General features: G+C 70.7%; 14 protein-coding genes. 5 read left to right on the forward strand and 9 right to left on the reverse strand.

The window, feature by feature from the left end; translation table 11 throughout:
- Positions 1-11 precede the first annotated feature (11 nt).
- From CHC05_RS19870 to CHC05_RS19890, 5 genes are all read right to left on the reverse strand, one after another.
- Positions 12-470 (reverse strand): VOC family protein, encoded by a 459-nt coding sequence (locus tag CHC05_RS19870; protein ID WP_089250948.1) that lies wholly within the window; start codon positions 468-470, stop codon positions 12-14.
- Positions 467-1450: an alpha-ketoacid dehydrogenase subunit beta gene (locus tag CHC05_RS19875; protein ID WP_089250950.1), complete on the reverse strand. Its 984-nt coding sequence runs from the start codon at positions 1448-1450 to the stop codon at positions 467-469. The genes CHC05_RS19870 and CHC05_RS19875 overlap by 4 nt, the downstream gene beginning before the upstream one ends.
- Complete coding sequence (locus CHC05_RS19880; RefSeq protein ID WP_089250952.1) at positions 1443-2393, reverse strand: thiamine pyrophosphate-dependent dehydrogenase E1 component subunit alpha; 951 nt, start codon at positions 2391-2393, stop codon at positions 1443-1445. Before CHC05_RS19880 ends, CHC05_RS19875 begins: the two co-directional genes overlap by 8 nt.
- A 13-nt stretch (positions 2394-2406) precedes the next feature.
- On the reverse strand, positions 2407-3387 hold the full coding sequence (locus tag CHC05_RS19885; protein ID WP_089250954.1) for an SDR family NAD(P)-dependent oxidoreductase: 981 nt from the start codon (positions 3385-3387) through the stop codon (positions 2407-2409).
- A gap of 106 nt (positions 3388-3493) precedes the next feature.
- The gene (locus tag CHC05_RS19890; RefSeq protein ID WP_089250956.1) at positions 3494-6787 is read right to left on the reverse strand and encodes a glycosyl hydrolase family 95 catalytic domain-containing protein; all 3294 of its coding nucleotides are present in this window, start codon (positions 6785-6787) and stop codon (positions 3494-3496) included.
- A 103-nt stretch (positions 6788-6890) separates the two neighbouring features.
- On the opposite strand from CHC05_RS19890, the gene CHC05_RS19895 reads away from it, so the two are divergent.
- Both CHC05_RS19895 and CHC05_RS19900 read left to right on the forward strand, forming a co-directional pair.
- Positions 6891-7196 carry a muconolactone Delta-isomerase family protein gene (locus CHC05_RS19895; protein ID WP_089250958.1) on the forward strand — a complete coding sequence of 102 codons (306 nt, stop codon included), beginning with the start codon at positions 6891-6893 and terminating at the stop codon, positions 7194-7196.
- Positions 7197-7270: 74 nt separating this feature from the next.
- Positions 7271-8014, forward strand: a complete 744-nt coding sequence (locus CHC05_RS19900) for a HEAT repeat domain-containing protein (RefSeq protein ID WP_089250960.1) — start codon at positions 7271-7273, stop codon at positions 8012-8014.
- Between the two features lie 73 nt (positions 8015-8087).
- Here the strand turns inward: CHC05_RS19900 and CHC05_RS19905 are convergent, their stop codons facing one another.
- On the reverse strand, positions 8088-8657 hold the full coding sequence (locus CHC05_RS19905) for a dihydrofolate reductase family protein (RefSeq protein WP_089250962.1): 570 nt from the start codon (positions 8655-8657) through the stop codon (positions 8088-8090).
- A gap of 68 nt (positions 8658-8725) precedes the next feature.
- Between CHC05_RS19905 and CHC05_RS19910 the strand changes: the two genes are divergently transcribed.
- On the forward strand, positions 8726-9718 hold the full coding sequence (locus tag CHC05_RS19910; RefSeq protein WP_089250964.1) for an MFS transporter: 993 nt from the start codon (positions 8726-8728) through the stop codon (positions 9716-9718).
- Positions 9715-10068: a nuclear transport factor 2 family protein gene (locus tag CHC05_RS19915; protein WP_179266279.1), complete on the forward strand. Its 354-nt coding sequence runs from the start codon at positions 9715-9717 to the stop codon at positions 10066-10068. Before CHC05_RS19910 ends, CHC05_RS19915 begins: the two co-directional genes overlap by 4 nt.
- On the opposite strand, the gene CHC05_RS19920 is transcribed toward CHC05_RS19915, so the two are convergent.
- Positions 10065-11258 (reverse strand): extracellular solute-binding protein, encoded by a 1194-nt coding sequence (locus tag CHC05_RS19920; protein WP_144022683.1) that lies wholly within the window; start codon positions 11256-11258, stop codon positions 10065-10067. The genes CHC05_RS19915 and CHC05_RS19920 overlap by 4 nt on opposite strands.
- Before the next feature lie 101 nt (positions 11259-11359).
- Here CHC05_RS19920 and CHC05_RS19925 point away from each other — a divergent pair, with 101 nt between their 5' ends.
- Positions 11360-12442, forward strand: coding sequence for a Gfo/Idh/MocA family protein (locus CHC05_RS19925; RefSeq protein ID WP_179266280.1), 1083 nt, complete (start codon positions 11360-11362; stop codon positions 12440-12442).
- On the opposite strand, the gene CHC05_RS19930 is transcribed toward CHC05_RS19925, so the two are convergent.
- Entirely contained in the window at positions 12423-13637 is a 1215-nt protein-coding gene (locus tag CHC05_RS19930) for an ABC transporter permease (RefSeq protein ID WP_089250972.1), read from the reverse strand. The two genes, CHC05_RS19925 and CHC05_RS19930, sit on opposite strands and share 20 nt — an antisense overlap.
- A complete protein-coding gene (locus tag CHC05_RS19935) occupies positions 13634-15187 on the reverse strand; it encodes a sugar ABC transporter ATP-binding protein (RefSeq protein ID WP_089250974.1) in 1554 nt (517 codons plus the stop codon). Before CHC05_RS19935 ends, CHC05_RS19930 begins: the two co-directional genes overlap by 4 nt.
- Positions 15188-15204: the final 17 nt, after the last annotated feature.

The following is a 15204-nucleotide window of genomic DNA, read 5'->3' on the forward strand; positions in this document are numbered from 1 at the left end:
TCTCCTTCAGGTCAACGGGCCGGGGGCTGGACGAGCTCGAGCGTAATGTCGTCCGGGTCCAGGAAATAGCATGTGAACCCGCCGCGGTTCACCCCGGCGGTTATTTCCTGTGGTGGACTGACGAACTTTACGCCCAGCCCGGTCAGCCGGCGGTGCTCGGCCAGCGCGTCACCCACGCAGAACGCGAGATGCGCCGCACCCGGCCGGTGCCGCGCGGCGCCGAACGGCTCGCCCCGGGGCACGACGTACTCCACGAGCTCCAGGTCGTGCGTCGAGTGCGTGCGGTCCTGGCCGGGAATCGCGAGCTGCGCGACCCGCAGCTCCGCGTCCGGATAGCCGACCAGGCGGCGGGTGTACTCATTGGACTGCGCCTGCTGGTGCACGAGCGTCAGCCCCAGCACGTCGCGGTAGAACGCGACGCTGCGGTCGACGTCCGCGACCGTGAAGCTGAAGTGCCACATGCCGTTCATCGGCCCACCGCCGCGCGTAGGCCGCCGACGATGTCGTCCTCCTGCGGCAGCACCGCGGCCGCGAGGCCCACCGCCGCCGGGATCCGGCTGTCGCGGGCACCGATCCGGCGCGGCGGGCTCTTCAGGGACGCGCCGCTCTCGACGACCCGGGCCACGATCTCGGCACCGAACCCGCCCGTCGTGTTGGCCTCGTGCACGACGACCAGGCGCCCGGTGCGGGCCACGCTCGCGGCAACGGCCGCGTGGTCGAACGGGTTGAGCCAGACCGCCTCGATGACCTCGGCGTCGATGCCCTCGGCGGCGAGCCGGTCCGCACCGGCCAGCACCCGGCTCGTGATGGAACCCCAGGTCACCACCGTGACGTCCGCACCAGGGCGGCGCAGCCGGTGCCCACCGATCGGCATAGGGTCACCACCGATCTCGATCTCCGCCTTCGGGCCCGCGTACAGGGAGCGGTTCTCGATGACCACCACCGGGTCGTCGCAGGCGACGGCGGAGCGCAGCACGTCGTACGCGTCCTGCGGTGTCGAGGTCATCGCCACCCGGATGCCGGGCACGTGCAGGAGCAGCGCCTCCATGTTCTGCGAGTGCTGCGCGCAGGCGCCGGGCGCGTTGCCCTGCTGGGTGCGGATCGTCAGCGGCGCGGTCAGCCGGCCCTCGGACACGTAACGGACGTTGGACGCCTGGTTCACGATCTGGTCGAACGCGACGAACATGAAGTCCATCCACATGATCTCCACGATCGGCCGGCGGCCCATCATCGCCGAGCCGATCGCGGCGCCGAGCATCGCGGTCTCGGAGATCGGGGTGTCGAAGACCCGCGCGCCGAAGGCCTTGCGCAGGCCGCGGGTAACCCCGAAGACGCCGCCGGGCAGGGCCACGTCCTCGCCGAAGAGGATCGCCTCCGGGTAGTCCTCGAGCGAGCGGGCCAGGGCGGCGTTGACCGCGCCGCCGTAGTTGAGCTTGACGGTCTCACGCATAGAGGTGCTCCAGGGCGGTGGCGGGGTCGGCCGCGGTGGCGGCCAGGGCACGGCGGGCGGCTTCCTCGATCTCGGCGACGGCGCGGCGGTGGGTGGCCTCGACGGTGTCCGCTGCGACGCCGGACGCGATGAGCTGCTGGGACAGCCGGACGATGGGCTCGGCGGCGAGGTCGGCCTCGATCTCGCCCTCGGGCCGGTACTGCTGCGCGTCGCCGATGTAGTGGCCGACGATCCGGCGCGTGTGCGCCTCGATGAAGGTCGGTCCGAGGCCGTGGCGGGCGGTCTGGATCGCGAGGGCGGTCGCAGCGGCGACCTCGGCCGCATCGTTGCCGTCGACCCGGGTGGCGGGGATGCCCAGCGCGGTCGCCCGCGCCGACAGGTCGGGGTTGCGGACCATGTCGTTGATCGGCGTCAGCTCCGAGTACTTGTTGTTCTCGCAGACGAAGATCACGGGAAGGTCCATCGCGGCGGCGAAGTTCATCGCCTCGGGCACGGCGCCCTGGTTCATCGCGCCGTCGCCGAAGACGGTCACGACGACCCGGCCGCTCTTGTCGAACGTGCTCGCCAGGGCGGCCCCGGTGGCGATCGGGGCACCGGCGCCGACGATGGAGTTCTCGCCGTAGAAGCCGTACTCGGGAGCCGAGAAGTGGGCCGATCCGCCCCGGCCGCCGTTGACGCCGGCCGTGCGGGCCAGCACTTCGGCGAGGATGGGGTACGCCGGGACGCCGCGGGCCATCGCCCACCCGTGCCCGCGGTAGGTGGCGAAGACGGCGTCCTGCTTGCGCAGCTGGCCGCAGACGCCGACCGCCACCGCCTCCTGGCCGTTGCTGAGGTGTACGGAGCCGACGACGTCGCCGGCGAGGCGCAGCTCGAGGATCTTCTCCTCCAGCACGCGGATCCGCCACATGGCGTGCAGGTCGGCCAGGTGGTCGTCGGTTGTCATCCGTGCTCCCTGTTCAGTCCATCTCGAGGCCGCCGTCGACGTTGACGGCCTGTCCGGTGATGTAGGCGGCGAGGTCGCTGGCGAGGAAGGCCACGACGTCGGCGAGCTCCTCGACCTTGCCGAGCCGTTTGAGCGGCGTCTTGGCGGTGACCTCGTCGAGGTAGCGCTGGCCGGCACCGGGCCCGTACTCGCGGTCCCGGTCCTCGACGATCCCGCGCCACATGTCGGTGAAGAAGACCCCGGGGCAAACGGCATTGACCCGGACCATCGGCGCGTACGCGAGAGCGGCGGACTTGGTCAGCGACAGCAGCGCGGTCTTGCTGGCGGCGTACGCGGGCGCCGCCGGGCGGCCCGAGCGGGCGGCGACGGAAGCGATGCTGACGACGGAGCCGCCGTGCTCGGTCATCAGGCCGCAGGCCGCCTGCACGGTGTGGAAGACGCCGGTCAGGTTGATGTCGATCACCCGCTGCCACTCGTCGGCGGTGACCTCGGCCATGGGCTTGGTCTGCATGATCCCGGTGGCGTTGACCAGGGTGTCCAGCCGGCCACCGAACGCGTGCGCCCGATGCGGCAGCTCCCGGCAGGTCGCCACGTCGGCAAGATCGACCCCGATGGCCTCGACCCGGCCGCCGGCGGAAGCGAGGACCTCGGCTGCGCCGCTCGGCTGGTCGGCGGTGGCGCCAAGCTCCGCGGCCGCGCGCGGCTGGTCGGCGGTGGCGCCAAGCTCCGCGGCCGCGCCCGGCAGGTCGGCGGCGGCGTCCAGCTCCGCGCCCGGCGCGCCGCCCAGGAAGCTCAGCTCGCCGTCGGCTTCAGCGGCGAACGCGCGCAGCTCGGCGGCGACCCGCTCCAGGCGGTCGCCCGGGAGATCGGCCAGGACGACGTTGCCACCGGCCGCGAGATAGGCGCGGGCACAGGCCGAGCCGAGACCGCCGGCTCCACCGGTGATCAGCGCCCACCGGCCCGCGAAGTCGATGCGCGGCGCGCGCTCGGTCATGTGCCGTACCCCGTTCAATCGTTTGAATCTGAGGCTAGAGGGCGGTCGCGCCCACGTCAAACCCCTGGCGGGGCCGGCCGGCGTCGCCGCCGGCCGGCCCCGGTCGCTACTTGGCCGGTTTGCCGATAAAGGTCAGGTAGCTGGAGTCGCCGCGGCCCGAGATGCCCGTGTTGGGTCCCAGGAGCAGCCTGCCTGCCGGTGCGTCCTTCTTGAAGACGACCAGCGGCACGTCCTGGCGGGTCGCGGGGATGTCCCACTGCGCCAGGTCACCCGTGAACTCGTCCTGGAACAGCGGTGCGCCGTCCGGGGACGTGACGGTGATGCGGTCGTACTCGCCGACGTCGCTGCCCCCGAGGTTGACCCCGACGCGGCCGCCGGCGAACGTGGTGTCGATCCGGTCGTCCACCAGCTTGCCGTCGATAAAGGTGCGCAGGTGGTTGCCGATGGCCTCGATCCGCAGCGTGTACTCGTTGCCGGCGCCCGGCCCGATCGGGATGACCGAGCCGATCAGCGTCGACTTGCCGTTGACCACGGTGCTCATCCGGAGCTGGCCGAGACCACCGGCGCTGCCGAGTGGGCCGCCGATGTTCCACACGTACCCGTTGCTGGCGTCCGTGGCCCGGAACATGACGCTCGCGCCCACCTGGATCTGGCGGACCTTCGCCTCGATGACCTGGTCACCCCAGCCGGCGCCGGCCTTGGAGAGGGTCGCGCCGCCGCCCGAGGCACGCAGCCGGTCGCCGTCGACGATCTCCAGGCGCCGGGCGAACTCGCGCTTGCCGACGGTCAGGTCGGTGCGGGTGAAGCCCTGCTCCTGGAGCCAGGACGGCCACCAGGTGCCCTCGCCGCGCTGGTCGAACGCCACGTACACGGGTGCGGGCTTGGCCAGGTCGACGGTCAGGTAGGGGTTCGGGGTGTTGCGGGACGCGTCGCCGTTGGCACCGCGCACCATGGTCGTCCCGGTCAGCTCCTGCGGCAGCGAGGCGACCTGGTCACTGCGGTCGACGTACGCCGCCACGCCCGGCCGGGCCGTCACCAGCGCGTGCAGCTTGTCGGGCGCGGCAACGGCCACGTTCGGGTCCTGGATCTGCGGTGCGGTCGCCGCGACGCCGAGCGTCTGGGTGCCCAGTCGCTTGACGGCGGTGGCGGGCTTGCCCTCGACCCGCTCGAACCGGAAATCACGATCGGCCCGCTGCAAGGTGTACGCCTTGCCGGCGTCGACGCGGACGTCGACGGTGCCGGCCTTGGTGCTGCGGACGACGCTCTTGCCGCGGCCGTCGACGACCTCGATCGCCTTGCCGGGCCAGGGGTTCGCGATCCGGATCGTGTCGGTCGAGCCGGCCTCGATGCCGACCTCGTTGGCCTCGCCGCCGCTGACCTGGGTGCTGATCCGGTGCCCGCCGGCGATCACCACGGTGCCGTCGACGGTCCAGCCGGCCGGGATGGCCGAGCCGACCCGCACGGTGCCGCCGTTGGTCTGCACCAGCGCGTCCTGGAGGGCGTTGGCGACGACGGCGTTCCACGAGCTGTACATGTTGTGGATCGACGCGGGGTCGTCGTTGCGGCCGTGCCCGGAGAAGCCGTTGGGGTACTTCTGGAGGTCCGCGGTGCCCTGCACGATCAGGCGCCGCATGTCGTCGGCCCGGCCCAGGTCGGCCGCCCAGACCGGCGACTCGTCCCACTCGCGGGTCAACGGGAAGCCGCGCTGGACGAAGGTGTCCTGCATGACCGCGTCGTCGGGGCCGGTGATGCCCCAGGGCGCGAGCGGCTCCAGGTCGGTGTTCTGGGTGTTCTTGGCGGGCTCGTTGCTCGCCGACCAGGCGTACACCTGCTTGCCGTTGCGGGTCGTGGTCGGCAGGCCCGGCAGTTTGGTGAGCGCGGCGCGCAGCTTGCCGGCGAGGTCGGCGTCACCGCGTTTCGCGGCGAGGTCGGCGATGACCGGGAACATCACCGACATGCCGGCGAGGTCCGGCGTCGGGTCGGTGGCGTCCCACTGGGTCTCGAACGAGTTGACGTGCTCGAGGTGGAGCTTGCCGTCCGTGCCTTCCTTGAGCTGGGAGAGGTAGAACCGGGCGACCTCGCTCATCAGGGGGTAGCCCTGGTCGAGCACGGCTGTGTCCTGAGTAAACTCGTACTGGCGCCACAGGTCGTGCGAGACTTCCAGGCCGCCGGTGAGGATGGCGTTCGTCCATGTTGGAGCCTGGCCGCTGACGCAGCCGTCCGGGGTGCCGTCGTACTTGATCAGTTCCGGCACGCAGGTGCCGTCGGCGCCCGTCCAGTGGCTCTGGGTCCAGGCCTTCATCTGTGCGAGGTGTGACGTGTAGAGGTTCAGGTAGGGGGCGTTGAAGCTCGCGGTGCCGGCGCCGTAGTTGGCGTTGACCTGCTGGCGCAGGTTGAAGTGGAACCAGGTCGACGGCGAGACCGGCACGTCCTGCCACGGGTAGAGCATGTTGGCCGCACCCGCCTGCCCGGTCGGCAGGGTGTTCCGCTGGGTCGCGGCGGTCGTGTAGAGCTGCTGGGCGCGCAACGCCTCCGCGTACTCGCCGGTGCCGTCCTTCGACGTGATCTTCATTGGCGCGGCCTGGCGCCAGAAATCGTGCCACCAGTCGAGGTGGGCCCGGTCGACCCGGTTGTCCGTGGCGCCTTCAACGGCGCTGGTGCTGGCCGCCGCGAGGTCGCCGCCGGTGTAGGACGGGACACCGACGACGATGCGGAACGTGCCGTTGGCGTTGGGCTTGAAGGTCAGCCGGACGGTGTCGGCGTCGACGACGGTGGCGCGCACGTCGCGGGCGTCCGCGGTCAGTGCGGCTACCGCGCCGCCGGCGGCGAAGGTCTCGGCCAGGGCACCGACCTTGCCGTCCGCGTACGTGGTGGGCTTGCGCCCGTCCCACAGGTTGAGGTCGGCGGTCTGCTCCTTGCCGGGCTTGGCGCCGGAAACCTCGAGGACGAACTGGTCACGGTCGGCGCGCACGAAGGTACGCGCGGACATGCCGCGGCCGCTCTGCTCCAGGACGGCGTCGCCGATGTTCAGCCGGCCTTTGTAGTTGGGGGCGCTGGCGAGGTCGAACAACCCGGGCACGACGAGCCGCCCGGCGGACTTGAGGTCGGGAAAGGTGTCGTTGCGGTTGAGCTGCGCGGTGAACCCGTCCTGAGCCCAGACGGCCGCACCGAGGCGGCCGTTGCCTAACGGCATGCTCTGGTAGTCACGCCAGGCTGGTGCCTCGAGCACGAGATCGGACCGGGAAACAACACCGGCGGTGTCGACCTGCAACGCCCCGTCCCGCCAGGCCGAGGTCGCGTGCGTGTCGTGCCCGGGAGCGGCCCGCGCCGCCGGAGCGACAGCACCGAGCGCCGCCGTCACAACGACCGTGATTGCCATCGTGGTGAACGCCTTACCCATCGGACCACCATTCTGTTTGGTCAACCTCTGGTCAAACGTTTGACTGGATCATGCTAATCTTCGGATCGTCACGGGTCAATCGTTTGACTGAACGGAGGCCACCATGATCGAGTTCCTGACCCAGGCGACGGTGTCCCCACCAGCGGGAATCCCCGCGGACGAGCTCGCGGATCTCCGCCAACGGGAGGCGGCCCGGGCGGCAGAGCTCGCGGCCGAGGGCCGACTCGTCCGGGCCTGGCGCCCGCACGGAGTCGCGGGCTGGGCAAACGTGTGCCTATGGCGGGCGACCGACGAGCAGGACCTGAGGCAGCTGCTGGCCACGCTGCCGTTCTTCCCGCACATGACCATCGAGGTGCGCCAACTAGACCCACACCCGAACGACCCGCACCCAGCAGTCGATCACCCCTAACGGCCGCGGCTCAGGCTGGCCCCGGCGGCGCAAGTCTTGGTCGGCGGCGAGGCTCATGGTGCGACGATCTGCGGGTGAACCACGAGGAGGAGGCGGAGCAGGCGACTGCCGGGGCGCGGCCGACCGCGGGGAGTGACGAGGCGCCGGCCGACATTCGCACCGAAAGTCGTCGGCTGGCTGCCGCGATGGTTCGCCGCAATACGTCGGTCAGCCGGCCGACGCCGGAGCTCCAGCGGGGACTGGTCACGGACCTGGCGGCGGCCGGTGTCGTCGTCCGCGATGTCGCGGACCTCGTCAACACCGGACAGCGGTACGTGGCCGCGATCCCGATCCTCATGGCCTGGCTCGAACGCCTTGATGCGCTGGCCGCGAGCGAGGAGTTGGAGCGGTTCCGCGAGGGGCTCATCCGGGCGCTGAGCGTCCGCGACGCCCGACCCGCCGCCGGATCTCTCATGGTCAGCCAGTTCCGCACGGTGCCGACCGATTCGATCCGCTGGGTAGCCGGCAACGCGATCAGTGCGGTGGCCGGCCCTGACGTCTTCGACGACGTCGTGGGCATCGTGCGGAACCGTTCGTTCGGTGTGGTCCGACAAATGCCGGTCGACGCGTTGCCCCGGATCGGCGGAAAGCCGCATCGCGGCGCCGTCATCGACCTTCTCGTCGAGCTCCTCTCCGACGATGACGTGACGCTGCACGCGATCTCGGCGGTGCGCCGGATCCGCGCCGCCCAAGCGCGCCCGGCCCTGCGACACCTCCTCGACCGCCAGAACCCGACGATCCGTCGGCGGGCGCACGAGGCCTTGAACCGGCTCGGCTGACGCGCGCCGATGCGGATCGCGTCGGCACGCAGTGCCTCGCATCCGCTCGTTTTGACACTGGAACTGCTAGGCGTCAAGCCGTTGCGAGCGTGGGCCGGTATCGCTGGGCGACCACACCCGACCGGAACTCGTGGCGGTCCACGAGCTCGAGTTGGATGCGCTCGCGCAGGCCGGCGAGCAATGTCGGTCCGTGTCCGGCGAGGATCGGCTGCACGACGAACACGTACTCGTCGATCAGTCCCAGGTCCGCCAACGCCAGGGGGAGGGTCACGCCACCCACGAACAAGCCTTTGCCCGGCTCCTGCTTGAGCCGCTGAACCGCTGTTCGCAGGTCGTCTCGCACCAGCTCGGCGTTCCAGTCGACGGCGCTCAGCGTGCTCGACACGACGTGCTTCTTCGCTCGGTCGATGGTCTCGCCGAACGGGATCTGCCACTCGGCCATCCAGTCCGGCCACGTGCCTGTGGCCGGCCGCCGCCACGCCGACTCCATCATCTCGTAGGTCACCCGGCCGAACAGCAAGGCATCGGCTCGTTCCAGCTCATCGGTCCAGTAGCGCATCGACTCCTCGTCCGGGGGGAGCCCTGCCTCGTGATGGCAGCAGCCGTCGAGCGTGACGTTGATGGCGTATCGGAGTGGTCTCACATCCCGGACGCTACTTGACCTGAAAAGGGCTTGAGCTCAAGCCGGGTTCAGCTCTTACGGTGTGGCGCATGCTGCCCCGGCCGTTCTGGTTTCTCTGGTTCGGGACGCTGATCAACCGGTTCGGCTACTTCGTCGTGCCGTTTCTGACGCTCTATCTCGTGCGTCATCGGGGATTCGATCCCGCTCTCGCGGGCGCCGTCGTGTCGGCGTTCGGGGCCGGTTCGCTGGTCAGCCAACCGCTCGGTGGCTGGCTCGCCGATCGGGCCGGGCGACGGCCGACGTTGGTGGCGGGGCTGCTCGCCACGGCGGCCGCGTATCTCGCGTTGGGAGCGGCCGCATCCCCGGCGGTCCTGGTCGGGTGTGCGGCAGCGGCCGGGCTCGCCACCGACCTCTATCGGCCGGCGGTCGCGGCTGTCGTCGCCGACCTGGTGGCGCCCGAGCACCAGCGGCGGGCGTTCGCCCTGCTCTACTGGGCGATTGTTGCGGCAACACGAGATCCGCGGCTCGTCGGGCTCACCGCCAGCACGTTCGCGGTCGCCGTCGTCTTCTTCCAGGGTTTCGTCACGCTGCCGCTCGCGATGTCCGCCGACGGGCTCGACGCGGGCGCCTACGGCCTGGTGGCAGCGCTCAACCCGGCGGTGATCCTGCTCTGCCAGCCCGTCCTCGTGCGGCTGGTGGCCGGAGTTCCCCTCACATTTCTCTATGCGGGCAGTGGAGTGGCCACGGGCGTCGGATTCGGGCTCAGGCTCGCGGCCGACAGCATCGCCGGCTACGCGGTGACCGTTGCCGTGTGGACGCTGGGGGAGATCGCCCTCAACATCGCGGCGCCCGCCATGCTCGCGGTGATCGCGCCCGCCTACCTGCGCGGTCGCTATCAGGGCGTGTGGGGCTCGTCGTGGGGACTGGCCCTGCTGGTCGCGCCGGTGGCCGGCACCTGGACGTGGCAACGGTTCGGGGCGGGGCCGCTGTGGCTCGGCTGCCTCGCACTGGCGAGTGCCGGGACGAGCTCACTTCTCGTCTGGAGGTCGAGATGGACAGCAGTGGATTCGCGGATCTCATGAGGACCATCGAGCGGGCCTGGAGTACGGGCGACGCCGCGGCGGCCGCGGCCTGCTTCACCGAGGACGCCGTGTACGTCGAGCCGCCCGACCGGCAGCGTTACGTCGGCCGCGCCGAGCTGGTCGAGCTGTCGGGTGGCGACGACCCGCGGCCCATGTCAATCACCTGGCACAACCTGGTGTTCGACCCGGTGCGGCAGGTCGGCGTCGGCGAGTACACGTTCCGCGGCCGGCGACAGTTCCACGGCATGGCGATCGTGCAGGTCGAGGAGGGCAAGATCCGACGCTGGCGCGAATACCAGTTTGAAAGCCAACTCGACTGGCCCGACTTCGCCGGCGACAGCCACTTCTAGTCCTTGCGCAGCAGCGCGTCCAACCGTTCGTGGGCCTCGGTCAGCGCCGCGTGGCCCGCGCGGTGTTCGATGACCTGGATCATCATGTCGTTGAGGATCAGGGCCATCTCCGGCCAGCGCGGGTCGACCGGCACCGAGCGCGAGTCCTGGTGCGCGTCGGCGAGCACCCCGTAGTACGGCGCCAGCGACGACACCCGCGGGTCCGCCCACGAGTCCAGCCGCGTCGCCGAACCGCCGGACTGGGCCGTAACGACGTCCATCTCGCGCGTGGTCAACTGCCGGATCAGCTCGGCCGAGTGGGCCGGGTCCTTGGCGCCGGCCGGCACCGCGAGCACCCAATAGGCGTTCATCGTCACCCGCGAGGTGCCACCCGGCACCGGCGCGCAGCCGACCAGGCCGTGCGTCGGCGAGTCCGGGGGAGAGGACAGCGACGCGAACCCGCACCAGTTGACCATCATCGCCCCGGCACCCGCGGCGAACCGGACGCCCGACTCGACGCTGTCCCAACCAGCGGCCGCCGGGTCCACGACCTGGGAGCCGTGCCACAGGTCGTCGATGAAGTCGATCGCAGAACGGGCGCTGGGGCTGTCGAGGCCCGAGCGCCCGTCGACCACGAGCTCCCCGCCCCGGCTCCACAGGTGCATCAGGAAGTCGTAGACGTTGTTGTGCTCGTCGGGGAAGCCGGCCAGCACCGTGCCGTAGAGACCGGGCCGGGTGAACCAGATCGCCTGGTCGCGGTATTCGTCCCAGGTCGACGGGACGGCGAGGGGGTAGCCGAACCGGTCCGCGAACCCGGCCTGCTCGACCGGGTCGCCGTAGAGGTCCGTGCGGTAGAGAAACAGCATCGGCCCGTCGTGGTACGCGACCCCGTAGGTCTGCCCGTCCGGCCCGGTCTGGAGTGCCCGCAGCGCCGGCACCCACTGGTCCGGCCAGCCGTCGGGCGCGTCGACGGAGAAGTCGAGCGGCAGCACCTTGCCCGACTCGATCAGGCTCGGCAGCCAGTCGGTGACGACCATCAGCACGTCGTACGCCCCGGAGGTGGCCGCATCCCCCTCGATCAGCCGGTGCTGCAGGTCGGAGATCTCCAGCAGCTCGTAGCGCGCCGGCAGGTCCAGCGAACTCAGCTGTGCCGTCAACGACCGGTGGAAGCCGTCGAACTCGCGGCCGACGACGACCAAGGAATCAGGCACGGGGCCACCGACCTTCCGGGCAAGCGTTCAAACGATTGACTATGTATAGCAGCCGGTGGTCTGATGGGGAAACCCCCTTCCGTGAGCCACCAGGAGACCCGATGCTCGACGCGCTGCGGCCCATCGCGCAGGCCTGCGACCTGTCCATCCCCCCGGAGCACCACCGCGGCATCGCCGTCGTCGGCGCCGGTGCCATCGTGGAGGTGGCGCACCTGCCGGCGTACCAGCGTGCCGATCTGCCCATCAAAGGCATTGTCGACCTCGACCGGGCGCGGGCCGAGCGGGTGGCTGAGCGCTTCGGCCTGCCACGGGTTTACGACAGCCTCGACGACGTTCTCGACGACGACGAGGTCGAGGTGCTCGACATCGCCGTCGTGCCGAACGCCCAGCCCGAGATCGCCAAGCGGGCGTTCGCGGCCGGTCGGCACGTCCTGGCCCAGAAGCCGATCGCCGTCGACACCACGCTCGGGCGCGACCTGGTCGCCGTCGCCGAGAAGGCCGACCGGGCGCTCGTGGTCAACCAGCAGATGCGCTACGGCGAGGGGATCGCGGCGACCCGGGCCATCGCCGAGGCCGGCTGGCTGGGCGAGGTCACCGCGCTGACCATCGACGTCAACATCACCACCGACTTCACGGCCTGGGACTGGCTGGTACGCAGCGAGCGGCTGGACCTGATGTACCACTCGATCCACTACTACGACTCGGTGCGGTCGCTGCTCGGCGACCCGGACAGCCTCTACTGCGTCGCCGGGCGGCGGCCCGGTCAGGTGCCGACCGGCGAGACCCGGTCGATCACCACGATGACGTTCCCGTCCGGGGCGCGGGCCCTGGTCAACGTCAACCACGAGAACGTCACCGGCGACCCGTACGCCACCTTCCGGCTCGATGGTTCGCAGGGCTCGGTGCGGGGGAGCATCGGGCTGCTGCTGGACTACCCGCACGGTCGGCCGGACACCGTCGAGGTGCGCAGCGCCGTGCTGCCGACGGACGGTTGGCTCCCGTACCCGGTGACCACGCGGTGGATCCCGGACGCCTTCGCCGGGCCGATGGGCGCGCTGCTGCGCCAGGTCGCCGGAAACGGTGCGGCCCCGACCAGGGGAGCGGACGCGGTGCGCACGCTCGCCCTGGTCGAGGCCGGTTACGAGTCGATCCGGACCGGTGAGGTCACGCGCCTGTCTTGGTGAGCACCGGCGCGGGTTCCGCGGGAGCCTTGCGGGCCACCCGTTTCCGGAACAACGCCCGGTCCCGCTGGCTGGTCGCGGTGTAGAGCGAAGCCGCCGCGACCAGCACTGTGCCCTGCACGACGTTCTGGTAGTTCGAGCCGATGTTCAACACGTTGAAGCCGTTGCTGAGCGTGAACAGGATCAGCGTGCCGATCACCGACTTGACGACGACGCCGGACCCGCCGAACAGCGACGTGCCGCCGAGCACCGCGGCCGCGATGACGGTGAGCTCACCACCGGTCAGCACCGTCGGGTCGACCGAGTTGAACCGGCCCGCGTAGAGCACGCCGACGACCGCGGCCAGCACGCCGTTGAGCACGAACGCGCCCATCTTGTAGCGGTCGACGTTGATGCCGGACAGCCGCGCGGCCTCGGCGTTGCCACCGACGGCGTAGAGGTTGCGACCGATCACGGTGAACCGCAGCACGAGGCTGGCGACCAGGGCGAGACCAATCATGATCCACACGGGTACGGCCTGGTCGAGCAGATTCGGCCGAAAGCCCGCGATGGCCAGCACCAGCAGGCCGGCAAGCCACAGCGGCCAGGCCGCCACGAGCTTCTCGCGGACCGCACCCGAGCGGACCGCCAGCACCACTGCGAGCGCGATCAGTGCGACGCCGATGACCAGAGCCACGGCGACCGGAAGCTCCCAGCGCCCGGTCGAGAAGTCCAGCAGGGCGGTGTTGTGCGCCGTGATGCTCTTGCCGTCCAGGATCGCCTGCACCACGCCCCGCACGGCGGTCAGCGTGCCGAGCGTGACGATGAAGGCGTTGACTCCGACCTTCTGCACGAGCAGCGCGTTGACCAGCCCGACCAGGGCGCCGCAGGCGATCGCCGCGAGCACGGCCACGAAGGTGCCGTTGCCGTCGATGAGCTTGAGCGCGACGGTGCCGGCGAGCGCGGCCGTCGAGGCGACCGAAAGGTCGAAGTTGCCCGAGATGAGCACCACCGTCATGAAGATCGCCAGGATCCCGATGAGGGCGGACTGCTCGAGGATGTTGCTCAGGTTGACGCTGCTGAGGTAGCTCGGCCGGCCCTGCGCCGACGAGGTGATGGTGAGCACCGCCAACAGGGCGATGAAGGCGTAGACGACGCCGGCGGCGCGGGGGGCCAGTGCCTTCCGCCAGGCCGGTGCCTTCGCTGCCGGGTTGGTCATGAGACTGCTGCCTTTCGGCCAAGGGGATGATCGCCGTGGCTGCCGAAGCCGCTGGCGATGGCGGTGACTTCGTGGACGTCCGTCTCGGCCGAGGCGAGGTCGGCGACGAGCGCCCCACGCCGCAGGACGAGGATCCGGTCGCAGGAGCCGATCAGCTCCTCGAACTCGGAGGTGACGATCAGGACGGCGGCCCCGCGAGCGGCGAGGCGACGGATGAGGTGCAGGATGTCGGACTTGGCGCCGACGTCGACGCCGGCGGTGGGCTCGTCGAGCAGGAAGATCGAGGCGTTCCCGTACAACCATTTGGCGAAGACCACCTTCTGGGCGTTGCCGCCGCTCAGGTCCCCGACCTTCGAGTCGATCGTCTGGGTCTTGATGCCGAGGTCGTCGACGGCCTGGCGGGCCTGCTCGCGTTCGCGGGCCGCGTGCGGGAACATCCGCCGCCAGGACAGCCGCGGCAGGTCCGGCAGCGAGATGTTGCGCCAGATCTCCCAGTCGGCGAGGAAACCCTGCCGGGCGCGGTCCTCGGGCACGAGGGCCATGCCCCGGCGCACAGCTTGTTGCGGACCGCGCGGCCGACCGCGCCCGTTGACCGTGACCGACCCGGTCGCGGCCCGATCGGCCCCATACAGAGCCTGGAGCAACTCGGTACGGCCGCTGCCGAGCAGGCCGGCGACGCCGACCACCTCGCCGGCCCGCACGTCGAAGCTCAGCGGGCCGAACGCCGTACCCGAGGCCAGGTCCTCGACAGCCAGCACGACCTCACCCAACGACCGCGCCGCGACGGGTGCCTCCGCCTCGAAAGCCGCGAGCCGTGACCCGACGATCGCGGTGATCAGCGCCGCCTCGTCCGTCGACGCGGTCGGTGCGTCGAGCACCACGAGGCCGTCCCGGAGCACCGTGAGGTGGTCGGTCAGGTCCAGCACCTCGTCGAGGAAGTGCGAGACGTAGATGAAGGTCGTCCCGGTGTCGCGCAGCCGCCGCACCGACGCGAACAGGATCTCGCGCTCGCTCGGCGAGAGCGCCGCGGTCGGCTCGTCGAGGAGCACGAGAGCCGGGCCGCGGGCCAGCGCCTGCAGGATGGCGACCATCTGGCGGGCGCCGATCGACAGGTCGCCCACCAGGTCGTCGCCGTCGAGCGGGTAGCCGACCCGATCGCACAGCTCGGCCAGCTCCCGGGTCCGCCGGGCCCGGTCCCACCGCAGGCTGCCGGTGTGCCCGAGGAAGACGTTGTCGAGGACGCTGAGGCTGGGTACGAGCGGCATGTGCTGGTAGACGGCGGCGAGCCCGTCGGCCAGCGCCTGCGAGGGTGACGTCCACTCAGTTACGGAGCCGCGCCAGGCGATCTCGCCGTCGGAGACCGTCTGCGCCCCCGAGAGAATCTTGATGAGGGTGGACTTGCCGGCGCCGTTCGCGCCGATCAGCCCGTGAACGGTGCCCGGGCGGACCCGCATGCTGACACCGCGGAGGGCGTGCGTACCGGTCCGGTAGACCTTGTGGACATCTCGGACATCGAGAATTGGCGGGATTCCGCCCGGGTCACTGCTCATGAGCTCACCTGACTCCG

The organism is Asanoa hainanensis (assembly GCF_900188485.1).
GTDB classification, from domain to species: domain Bacteria; phylum Actinomycetota; class Actinomycetes; order Mycobacteriales; family Micromonosporaceae; genus Asanoa; species Asanoa hainanensis.

Excerpts from the sequence above, each read along its gene's own strand:
- CHC05_RS19895 (WP_089250958.1), top strand. The coding sequence starts at position 6,891 with ATGATCGAGTTCCTGACCCAGGCGACGGTGTCCCCACCAGCGGGAATC.
- CHC05_RS19915 (WP_179266279.1), top strand. The coding sequence starts at position 9,715 with ATGAGGACCATCGAGCGGGCCTGGAGTACGGGCGACGCCGCGGCGGCC.
- CHC05_RS19885 (WP_089250954.1), bottom strand. The coding sequence starts at position 3,387 with ATGACCGAGCGCGCGCCGCGCATCGACTTCGCGGGCCGGTGGGCGCTG.
- CHC05_RS19870 (WP_089250948.1), bottom strand. The coding sequence starts at position 470 with ATGAACGGCATGTGGCACTTCAGCTTCACGGTCGCGGACGTCGACCGC.
- CHC05_RS19880 (WP_089250952.1), bottom strand. The coding sequence starts at position 2,393 with ATGACAACCGACGACCACCTGGCCGACCTGCACGCCATGTGGCGGATC.
- CHC05_RS19910 (WP_089250964.1), top strand. The coding sequence starts at position 8,726 with ATGCTGCCCCGGCCGTTCTGGTTTCTCTGGTTCGGGACGCTGATCAAC.
- CHC05_RS19925 (WP_179266280.1), top strand. The coding sequence starts at position 11,360 with ATGCTCGACGCGCTGCGGCCCATCGCGCAGGCCTGCGACCTGTCCATC.
- CHC05_RS19890 (WP_089250956.1), bottom strand. The coding sequence starts at position 6,787 with ATGGGTAAGGCGTTCACCACGATGGCAATCACGGTCGTTGTGACGGCG.
- CHC05_RS19930 (WP_089250972.1), bottom strand. The coding sequence starts at position 13,637 with ATGACCAACCCGGCAGCGAAGGCACCGGCCTGGCGGAAGGCACTGGCC.
- CHC05_RS19935 (WP_089250974.1), bottom strand. The coding sequence starts at position 15,187 with ATGAGCAGTGACCCGGGCGGAATCCCGCCAATTCTCGATGTCCGAGAT.
- CHC05_RS19875 (WP_089250950.1), bottom strand. The coding sequence starts at position 1,450 with ATGCGTGAGACCGTCAAGCTCAACTACGGCGGCGCGGTCAACGCCGCC.